The following is a 25,868-nucleotide window of genomic DNA, read 5'->3' on the forward strand; positions in this document are numbered from 1 at the left end:
TGTATAATTATGTTTTATAGTCATTTGTGGACTGTTGTTTATATGTATAGTGAAAAGAAAAGGTCAAGAGCCTGCCGCCTAAAAAGGGAAGAGCACCCTTTTCAGTTGTCCTTGATGAGCAAGCTCATCAAGAGAAACGGATAAAAGCTCCCCTGAGTAAAAATAGAATAGTTATATATTATTTAAGCGTGGCACACCTTTAATACCTATAGAGAGAATCGGTTCCACGCTATCCAATTTTCATAATATATTTACTCTTATCTGAAAAATTATCAACCTTTTCAATTATCTCAAAGCCATTGCTCATTAATTGTTTGTTAATATTTTCACCTTTATTTTCCCAGTGCCTGTTTAAGTATTTTCTGAATGATAGACTTATCTTTCCAACCGCTGCAGGTAGTTCTAATCCTTCATCTACTTTTGTATGTATAGCTTCAATATGCTTTGCCAAAGTTTTATCTCGATTGTATGAGTTTAAATCAGTTAGCTTATGTTCAGTTATATTTGCACCTGGCATATATTGAATTATGTTTTCGCTGATAGGTGTGATTGTATATGATCCCTCACGCTGCTTTGTGTCTTCGTTGTAAGCAATATAAATATGTATTTCTTCACCTGAATCAATTTGCCTTAATTTTGTTCTATGTACAATTTGAAGCAATTCAGCATAAAGAGTATCTCTGTACAGCGACTCCATTTCATCTGACTTGAACCACTTATCTTCATCTGTTTCCTCGTACATACCCAATTCGATATCATAATTTAGTGCAATACCGATTGATTTATAATACTCAGGATACATCTTAGGTAATGATGTCAGATAGAGTGCAGTTTTATTCTTAATAATGTTTTTGCCAATAGTATTCATCAGATGGATTGATTCACTATTTTTATCGTCATAACTCTTTAATTCATCCTTTGTAAATTCAATCAGCTTTTTATATATAGATAAATCCTTCTGTGCAGGAAGGATAAACAGGTTATTATCAACTTCCCTAAGGTCATTCACTCTACTTGCTATTGTATGCTGAACTGGATTCCCTTTTTTACCTCTTGCATAGGCTGATGTATTAATTGATTCAATATGTATTGTTAGCCTTGAATAATCATTCTGATTTTCTATGTCTTTTAGTTCAAACAGATTATTATATTGAAGTATATTGGCTTTGGCTGTCCCATCAAGTATGAGCATATGCAAGCCTAATTTTGTGTAATCAATGTAATTGCTGACAATAATCTTTTTACCCTTCTGATCGTTTGAATGATCGTCAATTCTGCCTACATTATCTATATTTAATAGCTGCTTGAATATTTTCAGTTTCCTGAGTGATTCAGCTTTACTTTTATTGGCTTCAGACTCTTCCATTTGTTTGATTATTGCTTTCAAATTCTTTCTATTAGATACTGAATCTTCATTGTCAATTAGTCTTGTTGTTTTACTGGTTACATTTTTTAGAAGCTGAAGTCCAATTAGTATCATTACATTGTGCCTGATTAACTGAAAATCAAGATGTCCAATATCAATTCCTTTTGAAAGATCATCAAATGCTTCTAATATGTTATTTTGACTTCCCATATCAAATATGGCTGAGTCAGTGAAATTAGGTTTCTCATCAATAATGAGCATTCTTTTTTTATTGTTATACTGATTATATTTATAAGGATTGCCAATACCTAAAGCCAGATTTTCTAGCCTCTTATGTTGAATGATTATAAATTGATAATGCTGTAGCTGGTCTTCAACTATATTTTTATTTTCAGTATCAACCTTTTGAATGAAACCTTTTTTGAAAGTGCTAATTTCATTAAAGATACTTTCAGCCAATTGCAGTTCCCTCACTGCTATCAGCAAGGGAACATTAATTTTATGTTCTATCATATGTTTGATTAAGCAGATCAGGGCAGTGGATTTACCGTGCCCCATAGACGCATTACAAAGCCATCTGATCTGTTCAGTTTGATTGTTGCTATGTATGTAATCTAAAAATAAATTTTCAAGCTGTGTGAATGCTGTTTGATTTATGTTATCTGCGTGACTTTGACTTAAGTACTTCTGGAATTGATTATTATTCGTCACCTTCATCATCGTCACTATCTTCAAAGAAAATATCTGTAATAACTTCAAAATCTCCATAATTAGAGTGGTCATCATCATCATTAAATCTAGTAACAACAAAGTCTTTCCACTTTGACTCTAGTTTGTGATGCTCCAAGAAGCCATTAATCAGATTTACTACACCATGAAAATCATATGCTAATCTTTCAGTTTCATCTTGCTCTTCATCCAGCAGATGTAAAGCGTTAGCTAGTTCAATCTTTGTTTTGTTTAGTTCATCTTGGCAAAGTGTTTTTGGCTGTTCAACATTCTGCACCTGAAAATTATTAAAGTTAGTAGCTGCTTTTTGTTCTGCATTTTTCTTGATGTCCAATTTTGGTAGATTCAGATCAATCAGTCCAGTTTTCTTTCTATTATCAAAATTTGTCATTAAGTAATTCCCCTTTTAAAAGTTTGGTTTTCAATTGGCATTTGTGACATTGAGACTGGCACTTACTATTTACAACTCACATTTTTATCACTCCCTTCAATGTAGTAAAAAATCAATAAGCATCTATAAATTGCTTATACTTAATGATCTTTTGTTCGTTCATGCTGTGTCTACCAAGCTCAAACTTACTTATTAATGAAATAGAGCAGTCAATATGGGCAGCAATTTCTTTCAAGGTGATCCGCTTTCTTTTTCTCATAAGAAAATATTTGTCAATCTGTTTTCTAGTCATTATCACACCTCCTTATATTGTCTATTTTTAGAATAATAATGTATTTGAATGATGCTATTGAACCACCCTTACAATACTATTATAGCACTCAGATTCATTTTTGATTAAATTATTTAAAATTTATCTTGACTTTTTTCATAAAGTGTGTGAAATATAATTTTATTATAAAAAATTATATTTCAAACCTATACAAACCGCTTGGTATAGCTGAATTTAATATAAATTATTTCGGTTATGAAAATAAAATATTTTGTGTCTAAAATGTGACTTTAGTTATTTTATTTTCAAGGAGCAACTCAATTTTAGACAATTATATTTAAACTCCAGCAGATTCTAATTCGGCAAATAACCATTCCTGATACTCAGCATCCAGCATCCGTTTAATGATTCCTGTGTAATAAGCACCCACAGACTTTCTTATATTTGTTTTAAGCTTCATATTGCGGATTAACTGATATAAACCCTTTAAGCCAAGTGAAACCTTATCAGCGTTGCTATATGAAGTCAGATGATATGTTTGATACTGAACAGCAGACCATAAGTCTTCAATCTGTTTATAGTCAGTGTTTAGAATGGCTGCTACTGCTTTAAATTGCTCTGGAATTCTATTTGAGACTAATTTTGATTCGTTGATTTCACGTGTATGTGAACGGTTATTTAACATATTATTAGTTTTAGAAGGCACTTCAGCTTTATGGGGTGTCTTACCCTTAGTTGATGCTGAAAGCTCAGTATCGTTGCTATATGAAGTCTTAGAGCGTGTTTCTGACTTCACTTCAGTAGAGTAAGGGGATGTCATTCTATTAATAAAAGGCTGAAATACATAAAGGTTAGAAGACTGGCTTTTATCAGATCGCTCAGTTGCGATAATTTCAATAATGCCGAGTTTAATAGCCTTCCTTTTCATTCTGTGGAATGTAGCCTCAGAAACGGTTATACCTTGTTTATGTACTGCTTTTATTAGAGTGCGGATAGAAACATTAGAAACGCCCAAAACCTTCACTGAGTAGCGTGTGAGCGTTTTTAGGAGAATTGTTTCTTTCTTGGATAGGTCAGAACCATGAGAAGCCAAAAAAGCTTCAATATTGTTATTGAAGTCCTTTAATGATTTGAAGTTAGACAGGTGGGTGAATGAAGTAATATCAGATTGTTTATATATCATTGTCATTGTAAATGCACTCTCCTTATTAATGAAATGAGCGCATACCAAATAGGATTAACACAGACATATTTAAAAATATAAATATATGTGGTAAGATGTAATTACATTGAGTGTACCCATACGGTATGCTGAAGCTCTTGAAGGTAGCCGCCTACAAGAGCTTTTTTATTTTTTATTGAATCCTTGCTAACTTTTCTAGTTTCCAGATGTCCTCATTCGTATAGCCTAACTTGAGTAATACATCCGTGTAGGCATCATATAAACCCTCTCTGTAGCTTATATACTGGTCATCCTGATTTACTTCTTCTCTTCTGGATTCAACCTCATCCGTGATCCTAACCATGTGTTGAGCAATGTCAGTTATAAATTCCGGCTGCATTTTCAGTGGCATTTAAATTACCTCCTCGTCTTTGAACATCCATGACAAATTTGTACGTTGAAAATAGTCCTGAGCATACTGGCGCTCATCTGAACCATTTGAACGGGCAGAACATACTAAATCACGAACGTAATAACCAAGTATCAATGAAACTTTGACATTGTGCTCATCTGCGATTTCCTTTAATCGTTCATATTCTTCTTCATTAATATCTACTGAAATTCTCTTCATTTAAATCACTCCTTCAATTAATCTGCTAGAGCTGCAATGTAAGCATCTAAATCCTCAACATGGATAACATCAATAAAATCAGAAAGTTCTGCTGCAGATAGCCCCCCAGCTTGATCTGAGCGTGAATTTAAAAGTAAGCCAAGTTTCTGAAGCAGTGGATGGTCACTGACAAGCATTGTTGAAATTTCATGTTTTTTCATCTGATTAATTGTCCCCTTTGTTATAGTAAATTTGTCATGTTGCTTTACAATGTCTATTATATGCTGAAAAGCTTCGCACCCCTTGCCATTAATCTCTTTACTCTGTGAAGAGATATTCGGAAGACTGACAATTAACAGGACGGAAATGACTAACAGAACGATGACCATCTCAATCAGCGTAAATGCTTTATTATTTTTGAGCAATTTCATGATTTTTTTCATTTAAATTCCTCCATGAATTAGATTGTTTGAAGTAAGTTAAATACCGGAAGCAGAATCACAAGATAAGCACCGACCACCGCAAGACCGAGACATGTGAAGATAATCGGCTGTAATACATTAAAATAAATGCCTGATCTCTCTTCGAGTGCGTTCAGACAATATTGACTGTAAAAACCCCACTCTTTTTCAAGATTCCCATTCATCTCACCGTGCTCTGTAATTCTAAGCAGTTCTTCTGTAAAATATGGGAGCTGCAGCATCGTATGATACATACTTTGTCCCCTCTCAAGCTCATCAGTCATAAACTGCCCAATCTCTTTAAATAAGGGCCTGTATGGCTGCTCAATAAACGTTTTCAGCATTTGTTGAAAGGACAAGCCGCTTTTTAATAAAGTAGAGGCTTCTCTTGAAAACAGGTAGCTGTGATAATGTCTAAAATAAAACCCCGCAAATGGAAGCAGTGATATGGTTTTCCACCTTTCAAGAGTCGGCTTTTTAAAAAGAATCATTCCACCCATCGTAAAAATTACCAATGCACATATGATGGCTCCTGTCGTGAGCAATGGTAACGCCTGAAAGATCAATTCAGCTGTCTGAAGAACGCCTGACTGAGTATTGCCAACCGACTGATATAGCTGTGTCATTCTCGGTAACAAATACATATTTAAAACAGCTGACACAAAAACGAATAACAGGATTAAAAAAAGTGGGTACTGCAATATGGAAAAAAGTTTTTTCTTTTGAGCCTCACGGTGCTTCATTAGATCTGCAGTGTCTGATAACGAACTTCCTACATCTCCGTATTGTTCAGCAAAATACAAATGCATACAAACATATGATGGATAGCCCAGTGTTTTTAATGTTTCACTGATTGAGGAACCGTTCATTAATAGTTTAAGCAGCTGGTCTTTTTGAGTAATTGATGGGAATTGCAGAAATAAAAAGCTGAGGGATTGATCAAGGGGGTAGCCATTACGCCTGAGTTCACTTAATCGGTGAAGGAAAACGGGCTGATCTTTTTTGGGAATATAAGTCCGGCGGCGTGATCCAGCGATGATACTCCTGAGGCGATACATAGCCAAGAGCTGCTCCTTTCCTGAAAAGCTGTTCAAGTGTCACATACTCCCCTTGTACAGACAATTCATCTAAATAATCACATACAGCACCTGTAGTCATGATTTCATAAATTGAAGACCTTGATTTTGAAAGACCATTCACACTGATTTTAACTAGCCGCTGCCCTGTTGCACCGATCAGTGACTGCTTTAAATCTTCTTTCCGTATACCAAGATCAATCATTCTTCTGATCGCACCTTTTGTATCTTTCGCATGAATTGTCGATAACACCAGGTGACCGCTCAGAGCAGCTTTTACTGCAATATCAGCGGTTTCTTTATCCCTGATCTCTCCAATAATAATCATATCAGGGTCATGTCTAAGCACAGCTTTAAGCCCTGAAGCATAGGTGACTCCTGCTCTTTCATTGATCTGGACCTGCAGCACGTGTTCTTCATTTCTTTCAACCGGGTCTTCAAGCGTTATGATACTTCTATTCAATTCTGTAGAGCAGTAATGGATGAGTGAGTATAATGTGGTTGACTTTCCGCTTCCCGTTGGTCCGGAAAACAGAATCAGCCCCTGAGGTTGTCTGACAAGGGAAGTTAAAATTTTTGCAGAGTTTGAAAATAAGGAAAGTTTTTCGATGGGAACTGCGAATGATTGGGGTAAGAGTCTGATGACCATACTTTCTTTGCCTTCTGCTGCGGGAAGTGTGGATACTCTGAGGGAAACTTTCTCTTCATCAATCGTGATAAGCGTTGCCCCACTTTGAGGTTTGCGTTTCTCGCCAATGTCGAGCGATGCTTTAAACTTGAAGTGGGAAATCAGCCTTTCCCCCTGATTCATGGATATTTGCTTAAGAATCGTCAGATCACCAAGTGCCCTCAGTTGAACGGTCATCTGTTTTGCTTCGGGATAAAAGTGAAGATCAGACCCTCTTTGGTTAAAAGCTTCTGTAATTAAATTCTGTGCTAACAGCTCAGTGCCATATGGCATTTTTTCACATCCTTTCGTAAGATAATTTTCACTATACACGATATTGAAGAATTTGTCATTAATTTTTTTAATTTTTTGACATTTACATAAAAAAATGTCGGTTCACCTATCTGTGCACAACTTGTACAGATAGGTGAACCGACATTAAGCTGAATTGTTTGATCAGCCTGATAGTTTGTAAGTCTGTTTTTTGTTTGATAGACTTCTAAGTCCTTCAGGATTGTATCCAACGATAAGGGATTTACCATCTGTCAGAATTGGTCGCTTTAATAGCTTTGGATCTTCAATAATCAATTTAACTACTTCAGACAGCGGCAGATCTTCTACATCCTGATCAAGCGCTTTAAAAGACTGGCTGCGTGTAGCAAGTAATTCATCAAGTCCTTCGGTTGTAAGTGAAAGAAGATTCATTAACTCATCATAATCCGGAGTTTCTCTGAAGATATGACGTTCAGTTACGGTGACTTCATTTTCTTTTAACCACTTTTTAGTTTTCCGGCAAGATGTACAGCTTGGGTAAGTAAAGAATGTAATTTGATTCATGTTGTTACCTCCGTCTGTTTAGTTTTTGTATCACTTTTGAACAAGTATTATTTATATTATATTCATTGTATACCCGTGTATAATCAATGTACACCTTTTTTATATGAAATATATAATTATTTTAAATTATTCACAATTTTGTTTAATATAGAAGCTGCAACTCCTTATTAGATGGTACTTTGATGAGGCATTGGATACAATATATTCTCTTAATGGAGTTGTCGAATGGGCTTGTACAAACTTGTACAAGCCCATTCACTTAAATAGCTTATTAATGAAAAATCACTCAATCGTCACATTTAATAATATGGGTTATTTACTTTATAATATGGTATCCTATATAATAGGTTCGATGGATTGTTTGCGTAAAGGAGGGATTCGGATGGATAAAATGTATCGTGTTATGGGGTTTTGGACTGGAATTTTCTCTGTATTATTTTATTTAGGACATATGCCAAAAACTTCATTGCTTTTCCTGGCCCAGACTGGCTTTTTCATCCTTTTAGGGTACATGAAATTATCTGAGCGCATGTATGTGTATGTATTCTTTGTATACTTAACAATTTTCTTTGCAGGATTTACTTACTGGACAACATTTATGATGCCGCTTCAGGGTCCGCTTTAAATCTCTTCTTACTATTGAAGAACAATAAGCTGATTCAGACAAAAAAGAGACGCTTCCTTTATCAGGAACCGTCTCTTTTTTATGACTGCAGGAAAGGGTTATTTAACCTTTCTGTACCGATTGTTGTAGTCAGGCCATGTCCTGGCAATACATATGTCTGATCATCGAGTGTCATCAGCTTAGTATTAATACTTTTAATTAGTTCATCCATGTTTCCTCCAGGCAGGTCTGTTCTGCCAATGCTCCCGTTGAATAATGCATCTCCTGCAATAACAAAAGAGCTTTCCTTAAAATAAAAACTCATACTGCCGGGAGAATGTCCTGGTGTATGTAACAGCTCAAAACTGAAATGGCCAATTTCTACACTGGACTCTCTTTCCCAGATCTGTTCAGCAGCAGAAGCTACGATGGGTTTAATGCCCTGAAATAATGCAGAGCCATTTTTTTCAGGCTTCCCAAGCCAGCTTTTCTCCTGAATGTGCATATACACTTCTATATGATATTCATTCCTTATTTCTTCTAGTGCACCGATATGATCAAAGTGAGCGTGTGTTAACAAAATCCCGAGTGGATTCAGTTCTTTTTGTTTTATAAAACTTTTGATTTTTTGAGCTTCTTCACCAGGGTCGATAATTAAACATTCCTGATGATCATTGTATACAATGTATGCGTTTGTCTGCATAGGACCTAATGGCAGCTGAAACCATTCCATTTCTATCACCTCCTGAAAAGTGTAGCACGATTAAGAAAAAAAGACGAATACTCACGAAAGTGTCACGAATTATGCTCGACAATACAAACAATTAACTATAAAATATATTAAGAGTACGCTTATATATGCACTAATCTCGTTTATTCATGAACCAACGTATGGAAAGGGGTGCTTTTAATGAACGGATTAACAATTATCCTTGCGCTGGTAACCATTCTATCAGTAATTGGTACAATCACATCTTTTAAAGAGAAAAACATTATGGGTATTTTCTTTGCAGTGGCTACACTTGGTGTATTTGGCTGGTTCACTGTGATGACAATCGTATTTGACGGTTATCCGGTATAATTAAAAAAAGCTGACTGAGGTCAGCTTTTTTTAATTTGATAAATGCTTCTTAACTGAAGCGAGCTTATTCTGCATAGAATGATCGTTTCTGTCTCTTCTTTCATCAATACGGATATTGGTAGCCACTCTCTTGATCTCCTCAGAAAAGACTGACTCATGGAGCTCCTGTATCACTTTAAAAAGGTCAGTAAGTTCTCCCTCAATTAATGTGCTCATCGGCGTTAACTCATATGTAATGAGGCCATCCTGCGCTCTTTTTTCTAACACACGCTGCAAATCCGCAACATATTTGCTGACACTCGGTGTTTCAGTGCCAATCGGTATGATAGTAATATCTGCAATTGCCATGATCACTCAGCTCCTATTTTTACATTCATTATAATATAAAAAGCTCCCGAGGGAGCTTTTTATATTTATTCTTCAGTTACAGTTGTATCTTCAAGCAGACGTCCTGACTCGTTATCATAAAATCTCAACAAGTCACCGTAAATAATTTCATCATTAAACGCCAGTTCTTCAGTAGCTTTGTCAATTAGAGGCTGACAATCTTCTTTTTCCACCGGCTCACCTGATTCTTTATCCCAGCAGGTTTCTCCTGCATAAACCAGGTTTTCTGAAATGACACGGCCATCTCTTAAAATAACTGTATTATCATTTTCTTCAGAGAAAATATCCTGACCAAACTGAATACTGTTGCTGCCTTCAATTCCCATAATAGACTGGATTGTCGGCTTAAGATCAATTTGTCCTGCCAGCTTGCTGTTTGTCTCACCAATGTCTTCACCAGGAATATGGATAAACATAGGTACTCTTTGCAGCTGAGCTGAATCGAACGCTGTAATTTCTTCCTGTTCAAGGTATTGAGCCATCGCAACATTATGATTTTCTGAAATACCATAGTGGTCTCCATACATAACGATGACAGAGTCTTCATATAATCCTGCTTCTTTAAGGTAAGTGAAAAATTCTTTAATTGCTTCATCCTGATATCGTACTGTCTGGAAATAACGGTTCAGTGTACCTGAATTTGAATCAAATTCATTAATAAACTTATCCTCTTCATCCAGATAGAAAGGATGGTGGTTTGTCAGTGTAATCATTTTTGAATAAAACGGCTGTTCCATTTCCTTCATATGCTCAACTGACTGTTCAAAGAATGGAATATCCTTCATGCCCCAGTTAACCGCCTGACCTTCTTCCACTGTATAGTCAGAAAGTGAATAATAACGGTCATAGCCAAAGTTATCATAGACAATGTCACGGTTCCAGAAGCTCTTGTTATTTGCATGCATTGCATTTGTATAATAACCGGCTTCATTCAGGCTGTCAGTAAGCGTGTTAAATTCGTTACCACTGTGAGTAAAAAATACTGCTCCACGGCCTAATGGATATAGTGAGTTATCAAGCAGAAATTCAGAGTCTGAAGTTTTACCCTGTTCTGTCTGGTGATAGAAGTTATCCATATAAACTGTGCTTTCATCTTCTGTCAGAGAGTTAAGGAATGGCGTAATTACTTCACCATTCATTTCATTATTAATTACAAAATTCTGCATTGATTCAAGCTTTACGACAATCAGGTTTTTACCTTCTCCGATGCCGTGCATTTCATTGTTCACATCTGCTTTGTTTGCCTGAACGTAATTGTTCACGTCAACCAGTGCATCGCTGTCTGCAAGTGCACGCTGCGCAGACTGTTTCGATTGAAGGTACACATCGTAAATGTGATAGTTGTACGTTCCGATGTTCTTAACAAGCATTTCACGGTCAAATGTACGTGTTAAAAGCTGTGGACGTTCAGTTTCGGCTAAACCGAGGTTTAAGAAGAATGTAGCAATTGCTACAAGAAAGTACGCTCTTCTATTAACCTTTGTCGGTTCTTTAAACACCATGAATGACGGTTTATATTTTGCAAGTACAATTAAAATCAGCACATCTACAAAATAAAGTGCATCAGTCATATAAATGTTTTCTACGGCACTTCCACCAAGATCTCCAAAGTTACTTGTCTGGAATAATACCGGCAATGTAATAAAGTCATTAAAGAAGCGATAGAAAACCATATTTGCAAACAAAATGGCTGTCAGTACAAAACTTGTAATAATCACGTAGTTGTTTCTGGTTTTTTCTTTTTTAAACAGCAGCCCTACACCAAAGATCAGTAATAGAAAGCTGAGCGGGTTAATAAACAGGATCAGATCCTGCATGAAATTATCTGTGCTGATATTAAAGCTTGCGTGATAGGCAATAAATGTCTTAATCCAAAGGAACGCAATGGCAATAATGACAAGCGACAGCTTTGGCATCGACCATCTTTTGTTCATATAATTTCCTCCTACACTTCCAATTACAATTTGTGGATATAATATCTATCCCATAATCATACTCCTGATTGTAAATAAAATCAAACGGCATCTTTACATACTTAAAATCTTATTTACAATTCCACCTTTATAGACGTCTCAAACATTAAAAAGTTTCGTTTTTCTCAGTTTTAATAAAAATCAGCCAATAGTCTTGCACATCGTTTTTACTATAAATGAAGGATTTAAAATTGAACTAAGCTTTAATTTTACCCGAATTGTGTTAAATGTAAAGCAAATACACTGTTATTGTAAAAGCCTGATTATTCATAAGAATCATGACATAAAAAAACCCCCTGCTTTGCAGGAGGTCACTGAAATCATTAATGTTTATATTTGATCAGCCAGGCAGCTCCAATAACTCCGGCATCATTTCCAAGTGTAGCAATTTTAATGTCTGTTGATTCTGCTACTGTTGGAAAAGCATATAATCTGAATTTCTCATTAATACCGTCAAGTAATATACTTCCGGCTTTTGATACACCGCCGCCAATAACAATTCTCTCCGGATTTAATGCACTCCCGAGATTTGCAAGTGCAAGACCGAGATAAAATGTCAGGCGCTCTACAGCTGCAGAGGCAGCTGGATCACCATTTTTCGCCTCATCAAATACATTTTTAGCACTAATCGCATTATGCTCGCCCATGATTTTGTGAAGTGCTGAAACGCCATCAGCTTTTTCCATCTCTTCTTTTGCAAGTCTAACTACCCCAGTTGCAGAAGCTACTGTCTCAAGACAGCCTTTTTTGCCGCAGTTACACTGGTAGCCTCTTTCAGGTACAGCCGTAATATGACCAATCTCTCCAGCCGCTCCTTTAATACCATGAGCGATATCACCGTTTACAATTACGCCTCCACCGACACCGGTGCCAAGCGTTACGCATACTACATCTCTTGCTCCGCCTCCTGCACCTTTCCACATTTCACCAAGGGCTGCTGCATTTGCATCATTTTCAATCACTACAGGCAGGCCGGTCTGCTGTGACAACTCATCTCTTAATGCTACGGGCTTATCCCACCCGATATTAACGCCTGTATACAAAATCCCTGTCTGCATATTTACCGGACCAGGAGCACCTACTCCGATACCGATGACGGCTTCTTTACCCAGATTCATCTGCGTCATTTTTAACTTAACCGCTGCTGCAATATCAGGTATAATACTGATTCCTTTATTTGATGTATTAGTGGGGATTTCCCACTTTTCAACGATCATTCCTTCATCTGTAATGACTGCCAGTTTCGTTGTTGTTCCACCAATATCTACTCCGAAAATGTATTCTGCTTTCATCTTACTGATCACCTTGACTTTCTTTTCTGATTTCATTTTTTAATACCATTAAAGCTTTTAAATAGTCATCCCGTTCCAGCATACCTGCTTCATATAAATCTCTCACTTCAATTTCCATTAATTCAAGTGTAGCGAGTCTGCCCGGACCGTAGACATATTGTCCGTATCTTTTAAGCAGCATCTGAACGTCATGCATGGTATTGAAATTCATAACTAGGCACTCCCTGTATCATGTATTATTGCTCTGTCAAAATCCGCATGACCGGTATATCAAAGCTTTCAGCAAAATCTTCGTTGATCAGCTGAAAACTGTATGCCATTGATAAACTGTTTCCATTATAATCTTTTAGAAAACGGTCGTAGTATCCCCCGCCAAATCCAATTCTGTAGCCTGAGTGTGAAAAAGCGAGGCCTGGTACGATCACCAGGTCAATCTCATTCTTTTCAGCAGTCGGCAGGTACGGTCCTGGTTCTAGCAAACCGTAGAATGACGGCTTGGCATCACTTAAAGACGTTATGTAGTGAAAAAATAAAGCTTTTGTTGCGGGCTCACATCTGGGCACACAGATTTTTTTCCCCTGCTTCAGTGCGGCTGAAATAAGTGTGGTGGTATCAATTTCCAATCCTTGCGATATTGTTACTGCAATGACTTCAGCATGCTGCCACTCAGGTGAGGTCAGAACTTTTTGATGCACCCTTTTAGTATATAATACTTTCGTCTCTTCAGGAAGATTCTTCAGCTGCTCCTGTATTTGCTGCCTGATGACTTTTTTATTCATAGCCTTCCTCCCCCTCCCAGACATGATAAAAAAGCCGAAAATGCACAATACATTTTCGGCTGTCGTTCATTATTTTGTCTCGCGGTGAAGAGTCACTTTCTTCAGGCGCGGACTGTATTTTTTAAGTTCAATACGATCTGGATTGTTACGCTTGTTCTTAGTAGTGATGTAGTTACGATCACCAGTTTCAGTGCAAGCAAGAGTAATGTTTACACGCATCTTTATCCCTCCAAACATTCAAATGCTGTTTGTTACATACTTCGATTCATACGACTTACTTATAATATCATTGTTCAGAAAAAAAATCTACTATCTTTTTATAAGCTTTTACAAATCATTTACGCTGAACATGGTACAATAGAACCCGAATCCCATGGAGGTGAGTATATGGAATGGATCACGCTTGCTGCAGGCGGCCTGGGCCTTATTCTATTTATATTATCTTTCTTTTTAAGAGACCGATCCAAAGAGACTGAAGAAGAGTTACACGAGTTGTCAATGAGCCTTTATCAGGAGCTGTATCAGCTTAAGAAAAGAACGAAACTGCTTGAAGAGGAATTGATGATTGAACCGGCTGCTGGTCATAAAAAGCCAAAACCTAAACAAATCAATGAGATTCTGATTAATCAGGTGCTTTCTCTTCATAAGCAGGGAATGAAACCCGATCAGATCTCAGCGCTTTCTTCACTCCACGTAAGTGATGTCAGACGCATTATAAATGAGTAAATTAAGGAGTGTACATAAGTGGATCGAAAAATTATCCGCTCGACAGGAGTCGGTATGATGGCAAGTGCGCTTTTCATTTTTGGTGCAGGTGCTCTTACAGAGGAAGCACCAGAAGCACAATCTCCTCTTCAGGAAAATGAAATGATTATCAGCACTGATGAATACGAGTCTCTTCAGAATGAAATTGCAGGATGGGAAGATAGGATGAACCAGATTGAATCAACTGATGAAACGCCAAATGAGGAAATCACACGCATGATTTTATCTGTGGAATCAGGGATGACCTCTCCCGATATTAGTTCAGCTTTATATCAAAATGGTCTGATTCCGGATGAAAGTGCTTTTAATGATTATTTAGCTGATCAGGGGCTGACTGACAGAATTCAGATCGGCGAGTATGATTTAAATTCCACCATGACGATTGAGCAAATGGCAAAGCTGATTACTCAATAATAGTGCTGAAAAAAATGAGTATGAAAAAAGAAGCCCGGGGGCTTCTTTTTTATTTGTTCAAATCGTATCTTTTTCCTTTAACAAGATAAAAAATGTTCTCAGAGATGTTTGTCACGTGATCAGCTGCGCGCTCCAGATAGCGGCAGATAAATGTTAATTGAGTGATTTGTGCAAGCTTTTCTGGCTGAGCAGCGCTTGATGATAACAGGTCTTTAATTGTTTCACCATAAAGCTGGTCGACTCCATCATCAAGTTCTGCAATTTTCTTTGCTTTTACTACGTCTTCATCAGTATAAGCTTCGAGTACAAGTTCAATCATTTCTTCAGTGATATTATACATTTCATGCACATTATCAATCGAGTTAACAAAGCTGTCGTTACCAATGCGGATTGTGGACTTTGCAATATTGACTGCAAAGTCAGCGATCCTTTCAAGATCTGCTGCAATCTTGATTGCGACAATAATTCTTCTGAGATCAGTTGCAACCGGCTGCTGCTTGGCAATTAATAAAATCGCCAGGTCATTAATTTCTTCTTCAATTCTATTCGCTTTAATGTCTTCATCCATAATGATCAGTGACTTTTCAATGTCTCTGTTATCAAGTGCTGTAAGTGAATCTTTCAGTGCGACCTGAGCAAAACGCCCAAGCTCAACAATTTTATTATTCAGTACTTCTAATTCTGTATCATACCGCTCTCTGACTGACAATGTATTCACTCCTTATCCGAATCTGCCTGAAATATAATCTTCTGTTCTTTCATCTGAAGGATTAGAGAATATTTTATTCGTTTCATCGTATTCAACAACCTCACCATGAAGGAAAAATGCCGTTTTATCAGAAATACGTGCTGCCTGCTGCATATTGTGAGTGACAATGATAATGCTGTAATCCTTTTTCAGATCCTGTACAAGCTCTTCAACTTTTAACGTAGAAATCGGGTCAAGCGCTGATGTTGGCTCGTCCATTAATATAACGTCAGGCTCAATGGCAAGACACCTTGCAATACAAATACGCTGCTGCTGACCACCGGAAAGTCCGTAAGCATTCTCACTAAGACGATCTTTTACCTCATCCCAAATTGCTGCTCCACGAAGTGATTTTTCTACAATTTCATCGAGAATCTTTTTATTCTTAATGCCGTGAATTCTCGGTCCATAAGCAATGTTATCGTAGATAGACTTTGGAAATGGATTAGGCTTTTGGAAAACCATACCGACTTTTGTACGCAACTCTTCTACCTGATAATCCTTACCGAAGATGTTACGGTCACGGTAGATGATTTCACCTGAAGTTTTAACAGATGGAATGGTTTCGATCATACGGTTCAGCGTTTTAATATAGGTTGATTTCCCACATCCTGAAGGACCAATGATCGCAGTTACTTCGTTTTCTTTTATATCAAGATCAATATTTTTTAATGCGTGGTTGGATCCATACCATAAATTTAGCTGATTCGTTTTATATACAGAGGCTTTTGACCCCTTTACATGAGGTTCCTTATTTTCAAGAACATCTGTAGCCGGTTTAATTGTCGTAGTCATATTGAAAAGCTCCCTTCACCCAAATAAATTAATAACGCTTTTGGAATTTGTTTCGAATTAACACTGCAATTGAATTCATGATAAGCAGCAGCCCCATCAGTACGATGATCCCCGCAGCAGCTACGTCATGGAATTCAACCTGCGGACGTTTTGTCCAGTCGTAAATCTGCATCGGGAGTGCTGTAAACGTACTCGTCAGACCATCCGGCATAAACATTAAAATTGTTGGTATTCCGATTACAACAAGCGGTGCTGTTTCACCAATCGCTCTTGAAAGTGCAAGAATGCTACCAGTTAGAATCCCAGGGATCGAAGCAGGTAGAATGACACGAAGAATCGTCTGCCATTTAGTAGCACCCATAGCAAAAGAAGCATCTTTGAGCTCATTTGGCACTGCTCTTATTGCCTCCTGTGACGCGACAATAATGATTGGCAGAATAAGCAGACTCATTGTCAGACCTGCTGCTAAGATCGAAATCCCTAAACCAAAATATCGAACAAAAATCGTCAGACCGAGAAGACCGAATACAACAGAAGGTACCCCTGCTAGATTTGAAATATTGACCTTAATTAAATCATTAAATTTATTTTTAGTTGCATATTCCTCAAGATAAATAGCTGTCCCAACTCCCAAGAACATAGAAACAGGAGCTACTACAAGCATTAAATAGATTGAACCGACAACAGCTGCCCGAATGCCGGAATTTTCAGGAATTCGAGAAGAATAATTTGTGAAAAAATCAAGGCTCAAATAGCCAGTTCCTTGAGTGATGATACGATAGAGTAAGATCGCAAGAACAATAAGACCAAATGCAGTCGCTGCTGCAAATACGCCTTTTAATAGCAGGTTTTTTGTTAATCTTTTTTTCGTTCTGACTGCGACTTCTTCATGATTGATATACCTCATATTAATACTCCTCTCTAAAGCGCTTGGAGATGAATTGTGCCAGCATATTCATAAATAGCGTGAATAGGAATAACGTAAATCCTACTGCATAAATGCTGTAATAGATCGTTGTTCCATATCCGGCATCACCAGTTGTAACCTGAACAATATAGGCTGTCATTGTTTGTATAGAGCCCGTAACATCAAGGTTAAATCCTGGAGTTGATCCTGCTGCAAGGGCAACAATCATTGTTTCTCCAATAGCTCGCGAAATCGCAAGGACAGTAGATGCTACAATTCCAGACAGAGCTGCCGGTAAAACAATCTTAATTGCAACTTCGAGTCTGGTTGATCCCAGTGCATATGCCCCGTCCCGCATCGCATTTGGTACTGAAGACATCGCGTCCTCAGAAAGAGAGGCAATCATCGGTATGATCATGATTCCTACAACGATTCCCGGGCTGAGTGCATTAAATATCCCAATCTCGGGAAACAGCGAACGAAGTACAGGTGTGACAAATGTTAATGCAAAATATCCATAAACAATCGTAGGAACGCCGGCAAGCACTTCGAGTACAGGCTTTACAATACGTCTTACTCGCTCACTCGCATACTCACTCAAAAAAATGGCCGTTGCAATACCGATCGGTACAGCAACAACTGTAGCTATTGCTGCGATTTTTAAAGTTCCAGCTATTAAAGGAAGAATCCCATAGGTAGGGGTTGAGTTGGCAAATGGATACCATTCTGTTCCTGTTAAAAAATCAAAGATACTAACCCGTGAGAAAAAAATAGTTGTTTCCACAATCAGCGTTAATACAATGCCGATTGTCGTCAATACAGATACCGCCGCAATAGCCAGCAGTAATTTAGGAATTACTTTTTCGATAAACGCCAGAAGACCCCTGTTGCTTTTCTTGGCGATTAGTTCCTGAACCGATACCTGCTTTGGTTCATTCATTGCCATGGTTGAAAACCTCCTTATTATCCAAGAACATAATGAGACGAGAAGCGTGACCTGCACGCTTCCCGGCTCCTATTTAATTATTCACCTGCAAGTTCTTCAATTGTTGCCATATCTTCGTCATAGATTTCTTGTGGTGCTCTTACATACCCTACCGCTTCAGATAGATCGCCGGCATTTTCAATTGCAAACTTAATGAAGTCTGCAACAGCTGGATCTTCTGCTACCATGTCATTTCTTACATAAGTAAACATTGGACGGGAAAGTGGAGCATATTCGCCTGATTCGATTGTTTCGTTCGTTGGTTCAACAGGACCTTCCCCATTGTCAATCGGTACTACCTTCAACGTGTCCTGATTTTCAATATAATAAGCATATCCGAAGTAGCCAACTGCGTTCGGTGATCCAGTTACACCTTGAACCAGAACGTTATCATCTTCAGAAAGTGTAGCAGAACGCACGATATCTTCATCTTCAAGGATTACTTCATTGAAATAATCATAAGTTCCTGAATCTGTTCCCGGAGAGTAGTACTCAATTGGTTCTTCCGGCCAACCTTCACGGATATCAGCCCAAGTTTTTTCTTCTCCTGTTTCAACCCACATTTCTTTAAGCTCTTCAACTGTTAGGTGATCGATAAAGTCGTTTTCCTGACTCACTACTACTGAAAGTCCATCAAAGCCAAGTTCAACCTCTGTGTACTCAACACCCTGTTCTTCAAGACCTGCTGCTTCTTCTTCTTTAATTGGACGGGATGCATTTGAGAATGAAGTTTCTCCAGCAATAAACTTTTCAAAGCCGCCACCTGTACCAGATACACCTGATGAAACCTGTACGCCTGGCTGAGCAGCTGCGTATTCTTCTACAATTGCCTCCATGATAGGTGCTACAGTTGAAGAACCGTCACCGCGTACCTGACCGCTAAGCTCTTCTGATGAACCTTCAGAAGGAGTACCAGATCCAGTTGATTCATCGTCTCCACCGCAAGCAGCTAAAAATACTGCTGACCCTAAAATAGTAGACATTGCTAGATGTTTTGCGCTTTTCATTCTGTAATTCCCCCTGTGATATGGTTGATTTGTCCTACAGCTAATACAATACACCCCTTCTATTAATCTCATATAAATCTAATGTAAAGGTCTTGTAAAGGTCTTGTAAATGCATAAAAAAACTGAGTACCGCAATATGCGATACTCAGTTTCATATATTTTCATTGCCCTTCTTCAGCCTGTTCTGCTGTTACTTCAACCTGCTGATCCTCGTCAGCTCCGCCTTCATTCATTCGTTGTTCTCTCATATCAAAATAAACTTCAAGCGCTGCTGTTCCTACATTCTCGTTTACATCTTCACGTAATGCAGTACTGCCATCGTTAGGGTAAACCCATGGTGCAAGTACTGAGAACGCTACTTCAGGCTTATCAAATGGCGCAAATCCTACGATTGTAGAATTTGTGGTCTCTGGTGGTGGCAAATCACGTGAACGGTAAAGATCTTCGTATTTAGGTCCAAAATATACAACCTCTGCTGTACCAGTTTTACCCCCGGCTACATATCCGTTGCCTACAAAGTCTCTACCTGTTCCTTGAGGTCCATTGAATGACCGGTAAAATCCTTGTTTTACGTGATCAAGCTCAGCCTGTGAGTTATTGAGTTTATTCAATACACGCGGTTTCATTGCTTTTACTAACGGACCAAGCGTATCATTATCTGAACTAGGCTCACGAATCTCTTTAACAATCGTAGGAGCTACTCTGTTCCCTCCATTAATCACAGTAGAGACGTATTGAACCATTTGCATTGGAGTATATGTGTCAAACTGTCCAATAGATAAGTCGAGCAATTTACCTGGTGTTAAATCCAGTGGATTATTTGTCTGATAACCAACACTTTCACCTGGTAAATCAATACCTGTTTCACTGCCAAGACCAAATTGACCGAAATAGTTTCTCATTTTAGTAAAAGCATTGGCTCCTATATCGATCGGTTCATTCGCTACATAAGTAGCTCCAGCCATATTAATTGCAATTTTAAACATATAACCGTTTGATGAACGTTCCAATGCATAAAGATCGCTAATTGAAATATTTCCTTCACTGGAATAATACCAGGATGCCTTGGGTTCAGTTCCTCTAATTCGAATAACTTCATCATATAAGTAAGAACCGGGCTGAATAATGTTATCCTGATAACCCGAAAGCACAGTAGCCCCCTTAATAGAAGACCCAGCCTCATAAGCACTCGTAAATGTTCCGATATTATAATCCTGAATTTCAGGACCTTCATCAGTTTCTACATACTGTTTACCTGCCATTGCAAGCAGTTCACCTGTATTTGGATCCATCATAACAAGAAACAGCCTGTCCATCAGGTTACGACCCGGATCCTGCTTCAATCGTCTTAATTCATCTTCAACTACCTGTTCAAGTGCCTGCTGCAGTTCAATATCAATAGAAAGTACAAGATCTTTTCCGCGCTCACCCTGCTGAATTAACTGTGAATCGATCACATTTCCAGCTTTGTCCGTGATGGTACGTACTTTTGACTTTTGTCCCTGAAGCACTTCTTCATATTCGAGCTCCAGATAACTTGTACCGACTCTGTCATTTCGTGCATAGTCTCTTGCAAGGTAATATTCGATCTGATCTTCCGGAATTGATCTGACGCTTCCCAGTACAGATCTTAAGACATCACCGTAAGGGTATTCTCTTTGCCAGTCTACAGTTGAATTAACGCCAGGAAGAGAACCTAAATGTTCACTCACAGTAGCAAATTCTTCATCTGTTACACCTTCATTTTTAATGATTTGAGGTGACAGGTTATAACCGGTTTGCATCTGACGATAGATTGCGAGTATTTCCATTTGCTGATCTGTAATTTCTGCCAGTTCTTCTTCAGTAAGACGGTCGCGGATTAGCTTATCATAGTCATTTTGCGATAGATCGCCTTCATCATAAAGGGCACGCTCTTCATCTGTAATTTTTTCCTCGGCCCTGTCTTTATTTTCACGGATCCAGAAATCCTGTATATCCCGGTCCTGTACACCTTTAGTATCCAGCTCAATCATATCTGCGAGCTTTGTTGCAACTTCCATCATTTCTTCCTGGGAAGTCTGCTGGGTTTTTGTATAGGTAATCGCGTTTACAGGTCGATTGTCTACAATCACATTTCCGTTCCGGTCAAAAATCTTACCACGTGGCACACTGGCATTTACAACAACTTCTTCAGTTCTCTCCAGCTGCCTTGTAAAATCTTCTCCGTTAACAATCTGCAGCACACCAAGACGTAAAATGAGTGCTGAAAATAATAAAAATACTGCAAAGAATAGAATATTCATTCTTGCAGCAAGAAAATTCTTTTTAATTTTCTTAGCGTTCTTTGTACGGGACTGATTCTTTTTCAATAAGAGTCTCCCTTTCTTTTATAGATTCACATAACTTAATTTTATAGGAATCTATCAATTATTACTAGAGGATGACGTGTTATTTCATTAAAAGGTCAAATACTTGTATCATTCCTACATTTGGCTCATGAACCATTTACATACAAAAAAGACTGACGAAATGAACTCGTCAGTCTTTTTGAATCAATTATTTTGCTGAAGTATAAAGCTTTTCAACAGCATTCCAGTCAACAACGCTCCAGAAAGCGTTGATGTAGTCAGGACGCTTGTTCTGATACTTCAGATAGTATGCATGCTCCCAAACATCCAGACCAAGAACAGGTGTCTTTCCATCTGTTAATGGTGAATCCTGATTTGGTGTGCTTGTGATTTCAAGCTCTCCATTGTTTACTACAAGCCAAGCCCAGCCTGAACCAAAGCGGCCTGCACCAGCTGCAGCGAATTCTTCTTTGAATTTCTCAAAGCTTCCAAATTTGCTGTTGATTGCAGAAGCAAGGTCACCTGAGGGTTCGCCGCCACCGTTTGGTGATAGAATCTTCCAGAAGAATGAGTGGTTAGCGTGACCGCCACCGTTGTTACGAACTGCTGTGCGGATTGATTCCGGTACGCTGTTCAGATCAGCTACAAGCTCATCAATTGATTTTGCCTGAAGATCATCGTGCCCTTCAAGTGCATCGTTTAATTTTGTTACATAAGTGTTGTGATGTTTCGTGTGGTGGATATTCATTGTTTCCTTGTCAATATGCGGTTCTAACGCATCGTAAGAATAAGGTAGTTCTGGTAAAGTATAAGCCATGATTGAATTCCTCCTTGTATGTAGTATAATTTTCCGCTTGATGCGGAATCAACTGTTTTCAGATTATCAGAATAGATCATTCTATTCAATTAATAAGCATTGCAAACGCTTTTTTCAGTCTTAAGACCGAAATCACACATACAAAAAGAAAATAATGATCATAATTGCCTGTATCGTTCCCTTTGTAATGACAGAAGTGATAAACCCGATCAGTGAGCCAAAACCTATCTTAAGCGCCTGTTTAAATGGTGTTTTATTTACTAACAGTTCACCGATTACTGCACCTGCAAGCGGACCGATCAGAATCCCGATGACCGGGATAATAAATGGCCCGATTAAAAGGCCGATCGTACTTCCCCAGATACCGGCTTTAGAGCCCCCGAACCTTTTAACACCGAACAAATTGGCAGCATAATCAGCACCGAAAAGTAAAATGACAAACAGAATCTGTACAGTCCAGAAAAACCAGGTGAAATCTGAAAAAGTAAAAAACAAACCATACAATATAAACCCAAGCAATATAAATAATACACTTGGAATGATTGGATAAATCAGTCCGATAAATGCGATGGCAAAGCTCAAAATGATGAAGATCCAAAAAATCGCTTCTATGTCTCTCATCCCCCTTCTTAACAATATACTTTCAACCAGTATAACAAAAAATGCCGGCTGAAGTGTCAGCCGGCATGATCTATTATTTTCTGATTCCAAGTACTGCTTCTGCAATATTAACTGAGTGATCCCCGATACGTTCAAGGTTGGAAACAATGTCTACAAACACGATTCCAGCCTGTCCGCTGCAAACACCCTCGTTCAGACGGAGAATATGCTTTTTACGGAATTTACGTTCCATCTTATCGATAAGATCTTCTTTTTCAGCTACACTTCGAGCCTTATCGTGATCATTCGTATCAAGAGATTCGATTGATTGAGATACTGCTTCAATCGTCAATGTGAACATTTCATTCAGATCTGCCATTGCTTCATCAGTCATTTTTACTTTATTTGCCTGCTGATAGTCCACAAGCTCAATCACGTTTTCAAAATGGTCACCGATACGTTCAATATCACGAACTGTGTCCATCAGTACTGAATGACGTTCAGACTCCTGAGCAGATAAAGAACTTCCTGATAATTGAATCAGATAATCTGTAATTTTTGCATCAAGATTGTTTATTGCATCCTCAACCTGATAGCCGAGTTCTGCATTTTTTTTATTTTTAGTTTTCAGATATTCATATGATTCACTCAGACCCTGTACTGCAAATTGTCCCATGCGCAGCACTTCTTCTTTTGCCTGTCCAAGCGCAATAGATGGCGACTGCTCAATAAAATGAGGATCAAGATGTTTCGGTTTGAATTCTACCACCACATCTTTACCTGGCACAATTCGAGTTACAATCCATGCAAGTGCAGCAATGAACGGGAATTGAACAATTGTATTAGTTACATTAAATGTACCGTGAGCGAATGCAATTTGCATAGCCGGCTCAAGATTTAAGAACTGATCGATCCACGTAATAAATGCTGTGAACGGAATCAGTAAAATCATAAATATAGCAGTACCAATAATGTTAAACAATACATGCACTGCAGCAGCACGCTTCGCAGCTACTGAAGCACCGATTGCAGCTAAAACAGCAGTAATTGTTGTTCCAATGTTATCACCGAACAGTACCGGAATTGCGGCGTTCAGTGAAATTAAGTCTTCAGAATATAATCCCTGTAGTACACCAATTGTTGCACTTGAACTTTGAACAATCATAGTAAATACCGTACCTACAACAACACCGAGTATTGGAACATCACTCATGCTTTGAGTCAGGTCAATAAATGCCTGAAGTTCTCTAAGGGGCTTCATTCCCTCACTCATTAACTCCAATCCATAGAAAAGAGCACCGAAACCAAATACAATTTGACCGAAATTATTAACTTTATGATTTTTAACGAAAAACAGAAGTATCGCACCAGCTGCAATAATAGGAAGTGCATAAGCACCAATATCGATCCCGATAATAAATGCTGTAACAGTTGTACCGATATTTGCTCCCATGATCACACCGATTGCCTGACGTAACGTCATAAAACCGGCGCTGACAAGTCCAATTGTGATAACAGTTGTACCTGTGCTAGTTTGTAATAAGACAGTTACAAATATACCTGCTAAAACACCCATAAAAGGATTAGTCGTGAAACGATCCAGGATTTCACGCAGACGATCACCTGCAGACTTTTGCAGGCCATCACCCATATACTTCAAACCAAATAGAAATATCCCAAGTCCCCCAATAAACATAAAGAAGACTTCCTGCCAATTCACTTCCATGATTTCAACCCCTGTTAAACAAATTTAGTCATACTTCTTGAAAACCCTCCACAATTATTAATTCTTTGCAGGACATAAGTAAAGGGGTTAGATGAAATCTTTACAATCGGTTAATAATAGCGGGTTAATATTACAGTTATGTTACAAAAAACAAGCGCTTACTTTCTTATTTTTCTCACATTTGCCCTTTTCTATGTCATAAAAGTACAATATATAAGTGTCTAACTTACATCGGAGGGTTTATGATTGAACATTTTCAAACAACTATTTAAAAGCCTGTATTCACCAAAAGATATTGCCAGATTCCGCTTTCAGGGGATAGGTAAAACGATTTTATTTGTGTTTATCCTTGGATTTCTTTCTATTATACCTGCCATTATTCAGGTTGCTACGATTGGAGAAGGACTATTTTCTGAGGGTGAAGAGCTGCTGCTAAATGACCTTCCTTCATTTGAAGTTCAAAATGGCCAGCTGCAGACTGACGTTTCTTCCACAGTTGAAGCAAGCAGCAGCGGGATTACTTTTTATGTAGACGGATCCGATGAATTGGCTTCTGATGGATTAACGAATGAAGATGCTGCTGTAGCCTTCTTATCTGACCGTCTGGCTGTTGCTACTGGCGGCAGCGTTCAGGAATATCAATATGATACGTTTGAAGGATTTGACTTAAGCAGCGCAGGAATTGCTTCTTTACTCAATTCTCTTGAAGGTGCTAAATTCATCATATACTTTTTCATTCTTGCATTCATTTTTATTCTGGTAGCAGGGATGCTGTTTATTAAAGCGACGATATTCGGGTGGATCGGAACTAAGCTTGCCGCTTCTACAGAAAGGAAACTGACTTACCGTCACAGCTTCAGAATGGCCGCCTATAGTTCTGCACTGCCTGCCGTATTTTTCCTGATAGCAGATCTCGCGGGATCCATTATTCCATTTGGAACACTTATTAACTGGTTTGTTACAGGCTTAATTCTTTACCTGTCGATTAAGGAAATCCCTAAGCCTAAAAAGAAAGCTGTTAGCGCGTAAATGATTAGCGTATTCACCGTTCATTTAGTTGTCAATGTGAATTCAACACTGTTAGAATA

Annotated in this window: 30 protein-coding genes and 1 pseudogene; 5 read left to right on the plus strand and 26 right to left on the minus strand. The window is 38.2% G+C overall.

Translation table 11 applies throughout. The features are described 5' to 3' along the window. Nucleotides 1-229: 229 nt before the first annotated feature. The 10 genes and pseudogenes from LG330_RS11170 to LG330_RS11215 all read right to left on the minus strand — a co-directional run bounded on the left by LG330_RS11170 (nt 230) and on the right by LG330_RS11215 (nt 7,570). The gene (locus LG330_RS11170; protein ID WP_404403847.1) at nt 230-2,086 is read right to left on the minus strand and encodes a hypothetical protein; all 1,857 of its coding nucleotides are present in this window, start codon (nt 2,084-2,086) and stop codon (nt 230-232) included. Then, nucleotides 2,067-2,486, minus strand: a complete 420-nt coding sequence (locus LG330_RS11175; RefSeq protein ID WP_404403849.1) for a hypothetical protein — start codon at nt 2,484-2,486, stop codon at nt 2,067-2,069. The genes LG330_RS11170 and LG330_RS11175 overlap by 20 nt, the downstream gene beginning before the upstream one ends. A 112-nt stretch (nt 2,487-2,598) precedes the next feature. After that, nucleotides 2,599-2,778, minus strand: a complete 180-nt coding sequence (locus LG330_RS11180) for a helix-turn-helix domain-containing protein (protein ID WP_404403851.1) — start codon at nt 2,776-2,778, stop codon at nt 2,599-2,601. A gap of 316 nt (nt 2,779-3,094) precedes the next feature. Continuing rightward, on the minus strand, nt 3,095-3,946 hold the full coding sequence (locus LG330_RS11185; RefSeq protein ID WP_404403853.1) for a hypothetical protein: 852 nt from the start codon (nt 3,944-3,946) through the stop codon (nt 3,095-3,097). A gap of 166 nt (nt 3,947-4,112) precedes the next feature. Further along, the gene (locus tag LG330_RS11190; protein ID WP_404403855.1) at nt 4,113-4,331 is read right to left on the minus strand and encodes a hypothetical protein; all 219 of its coding nucleotides are present in this window, start codon (nt 4,329-4,331) and stop codon (nt 4,113-4,115) included. Then, nucleotides 4,332-4,550, minus strand: coding sequence for a hypothetical protein (locus tag LG330_RS11195; RefSeq protein WP_404403857.1), 219 nt, complete (start codon nt 4,548-4,550; stop codon nt 4,332-4,334). It abuts the gene before it with no gap. 266 nt (nt 4,551-4,816) lie between these two features. Then, nucleotides 4,817-4,972 (minus strand): annotated as a pseudogene (locus tag LG330_RS11200) (competence type IV pilus major pilin ComGC); the annotation flags it as partial. Nucleotides 4,973-4,989: 17 nt separating this feature from the next. Continuing rightward, the gene (gene comGB / locus LG330_RS11205; protein WP_404409574.1) at nt 4,990-6,048 is read right to left on the minus strand and encodes a competence type IV pilus assembly protein ComGB; all 1,059 of its coding nucleotides are present in this window, start codon (nt 6,046-6,048) and stop codon (nt 4,990-4,992) included. Further along, on the minus strand, nt 5,957-7,027 hold the full coding sequence (gene comGA, locus LG330_RS11210) for a competence type IV pilus ATPase ComGA (RefSeq protein WP_404403859.1): 1,071 nt from the start codon (nt 7,025-7,027) through the stop codon (nt 5,957-5,959). Before comGA ends, comGB begins: the two co-directional genes overlap by 92 nt. 162 nt (nt 7,028-7,189) lie before the next feature. Continuing rightward, nucleotides 7,190-7,570 carry a Spx/MgsR family RNA polymerase-binding regulatory protein gene (locus tag LG330_RS11215; RefSeq protein WP_404403861.1) on the minus strand — a complete coding sequence of 127 codons (381 nt, stop codon included), beginning with the start codon at nt 7,568-7,570 and terminating at the stop codon, nt 7,190-7,192. 382 nt (nt 7,571-7,952) lie between these two features. Between LG330_RS11215 and LG330_RS11220 the strand changes: the two genes are divergently transcribed. Next, a complete protein-coding gene (locus tag LG330_RS11220) occupies nt 7,953-8,195 on the plus strand; it encodes a DUF2626 domain-containing protein (RefSeq protein ID WP_404403863.1) in 243 nt (80 codons plus the stop codon). A gap of 79 nt (nt 8,196-8,274) precedes the next feature. On the opposite strand, the gene LG330_RS11225 is transcribed toward LG330_RS11220, so the two are convergent. After that, nucleotides 8,275-8,907, minus strand: coding sequence for an MBL fold metallo-hydrolase (locus LG330_RS11225; protein WP_404403865.1), 633 nt, complete (start codon nt 8,905-8,907; stop codon nt 8,275-8,277). A gap of 177 nt (nt 8,908-9,084) precedes the next feature. Between LG330_RS11225 and LG330_RS11230 the strand changes: the two genes are divergently transcribed. Beyond that, nucleotides 9,085-9,255: a DUF2759 domain-containing protein gene (locus LG330_RS11230; RefSeq protein WP_404403867.1), complete on the plus strand. Its 171-nt coding sequence runs from the start codon at nt 9,085-9,087 to the stop codon at nt 9,253-9,255. 30 nt (nt 9,256-9,285) lie between these two features. Here LG330_RS11230 and LG330_RS11235 read toward each other — a convergent pair whose 3' ends face one another. The 6 genes from LG330_RS11235 to rpmG form a co-directional block, all read right to left on the minus strand. Further along, nucleotides 9,286-9,603 carry an MTH1187 family thiamine-binding protein gene (locus tag LG330_RS11235; protein ID WP_404403869.1) on the minus strand — a complete coding sequence of 106 codons (318 nt, stop codon included), beginning with the start codon at nt 9,601-9,603 and terminating at the stop codon, nt 9,286-9,288. 65 nt (nt 9,604-9,668) lie between these two features. Then, nucleotides 9,669-11,576 carry an LTA synthase family protein gene (locus LG330_RS11240; RefSeq protein WP_404403871.1) on the minus strand — a complete coding sequence of 636 codons (1,908 nt, stop codon included), beginning with the start codon at nt 11,574-11,576 and terminating at the stop codon, nt 9,669-9,671. A gap of 362 nt (nt 11,577-11,938) precedes the next feature. After that, nucleotides 11,939-12,907 (minus strand): ROK family glucokinase, encoded by a 969-nt coding sequence (locus LG330_RS11245; protein ID WP_404403873.1) that lies wholly within the window; start codon nt 12,905-12,907, stop codon nt 11,939-11,941. A 1-nt stretch (nt 12,908) separates the two neighbouring features. After that, the gene (locus LG330_RS11250) at nt 12,909-13,118 is read right to left on the minus strand and encodes a YqgQ family protein (RefSeq protein ID WP_404403875.1); all 210 of its coding nucleotides are present in this window, start codon (nt 13,116-13,118) and stop codon (nt 12,909-12,911) included. A gap of 25 nt (nt 13,119-13,143) precedes the next feature. Continuing rightward, the gene (locus LG330_RS11255; protein ID WP_404403877.1) at nt 13,144-13,686 is read right to left on the minus strand and encodes a 5-formyltetrahydrofolate cyclo-ligase; all 543 of its coding nucleotides are present in this window, start codon (nt 13,684-13,686) and stop codon (nt 13,144-13,146) included. Nucleotides 13,687-13,755: 69 nt separating this feature from the next. Beyond that, entirely contained in the window at nt 13,756-13,905 is a 150-nt protein-coding gene (rpmG, locus tag LG330_RS11260; protein WP_039809691.1) for a 50S ribosomal protein L33, read from the minus strand. A gap of 168 nt (nt 13,906-14,073) precedes the next feature. Here rpmG and LG330_RS11265 point away from each other — a divergent pair, with 168 nt between their 5' ends. Together LG330_RS11265 and LG330_RS11270 are read left to right on the plus strand one after the other, a co-directional pair. Then, on the plus strand, nt 14,074-14,412 hold the full coding sequence (locus tag LG330_RS11265) for a hypothetical protein (protein WP_404403879.1): 339 nt from the start codon (nt 14,074-14,076) through the stop codon (nt 14,410-14,412). Between the two features lie 18 nt (nt 14,413-14,430). Beyond that, the gene (locus tag LG330_RS11270) at nt 14,431-14,865 is read left to right on the plus strand and encodes a hypothetical protein (protein WP_404403881.1); all 435 of its coding nucleotides are present in this window, start codon (nt 14,431-14,433) and stop codon (nt 14,863-14,865) included. 49 nt (nt 14,866-14,914) lie between these two features. Here the strand turns inward: LG330_RS11270 and phoU are convergent, their stop codons facing one another. The 9 genes from phoU to LG330_RS11315 all read right to left on the minus strand — a co-directional run bounded on the left by phoU (nt 14,915) and on the right by LG330_RS11315 (nt 24,780). Continuing rightward, nucleotides 14,915-15,574, minus strand: a complete 660-nt coding sequence (gene phoU / locus LG330_RS11275; protein ID WP_404403883.1) for a phosphate signaling complex protein PhoU — start codon at nt 15,572-15,574, stop codon at nt 14,915-14,917. 12 nt (nt 15,575-15,586) lie between these two features. After that, nucleotides 15,587-16,408, minus strand: coding sequence for a phosphate ABC transporter ATP-binding protein PstB (gene pstB, locus LG330_RS11280; protein WP_404403885.1), 822 nt, complete (start codon nt 16,406-16,408; stop codon nt 15,587-15,589). Between the two features lie 28 nt (nt 16,409-16,436). After that, nucleotides 16,437-17,315, minus strand: a complete 879-nt coding sequence (gene pstA, locus LG330_RS11285) for a phosphate ABC transporter permease PstA (protein WP_404403887.1) — start codon at nt 17,313-17,315, stop codon at nt 16,437-16,439. Nucleotide 17,316: 1 nt separating this feature from the next. Next, nucleotides 17,317-18,261, minus strand: coding sequence for a phosphate ABC transporter permease subunit PstC (pstC, locus tag LG330_RS11290; RefSeq protein WP_404403889.1), 945 nt, complete (start codon nt 18,259-18,261; stop codon nt 17,317-17,319). A gap of 77 nt (nt 18,262-18,338) precedes the next feature. Beyond that, nucleotides 18,339-19,307: a phosphate ABC transporter substrate-binding protein PstS family protein gene (locus tag LG330_RS11295; RefSeq protein WP_404403891.1), complete on the minus strand. Its 969-nt coding sequence runs from the start codon at nt 19,305-19,307 to the stop codon at nt 18,339-18,341. A gap of 161 nt (nt 19,308-19,468) precedes the next feature. Then, nucleotides 19,469-21,658 carry a penicillin-binding transpeptidase domain-containing protein gene (locus LG330_RS11300; protein WP_404403893.1) on the minus strand — a complete coding sequence of 730 codons (2,190 nt, stop codon included), beginning with the start codon at nt 21,656-21,658 and terminating at the stop codon, nt 19,469-19,471. 187 nt (nt 21,659-21,845) lie between these two features. Then, a complete protein-coding gene (locus LG330_RS11305) occupies nt 21,846-22,454 on the minus strand; it encodes a superoxide dismutase (protein ID WP_404403895.1) in 609 nt (202 codons plus the stop codon). Between the two features lie 132 nt (nt 22,455-22,586). Further along, nucleotides 22,587-23,066: a DUF456 domain-containing protein gene (locus LG330_RS11310; RefSeq protein WP_404409576.1), complete on the minus strand. Its 480-nt coding sequence runs from the start codon at nt 23,064-23,066 to the stop codon at nt 22,587-22,589. Between the two features lie 82 nt (nt 23,067-23,148). Continuing rightward, nucleotides 23,149-24,780, minus strand: coding sequence for a Na/Pi cotransporter family protein (locus LG330_RS11315; RefSeq protein WP_404403897.1), 1,632 nt, complete (start codon nt 24,778-24,780; stop codon nt 23,149-23,151). A gap of 246 nt (nt 24,781-25,026) precedes the next feature. Between LG330_RS11315 and LG330_RS11320 the strand changes: the two genes are divergently transcribed. Continuing rightward, nucleotides 25,027-25,809: a DUF1189 domain-containing protein gene (locus LG330_RS11320; protein WP_404403899.1), complete on the plus strand. Its 783-nt coding sequence runs from the start codon at nt 25,027-25,029 to the stop codon at nt 25,807-25,809. The last annotated feature ends 59 nt before the right edge of the window (nt 25,810-25,868 follow it).

Source organism: Jeotgalibacillus malaysiensis (assembly GCF_044789845.1).
GTDB lineage: Bacteria > Bacillota > Bacilli > Bacillales > Jeotgalibacillaceae > Jeotgalibacillus > Jeotgalibacillus malaysiensis_A.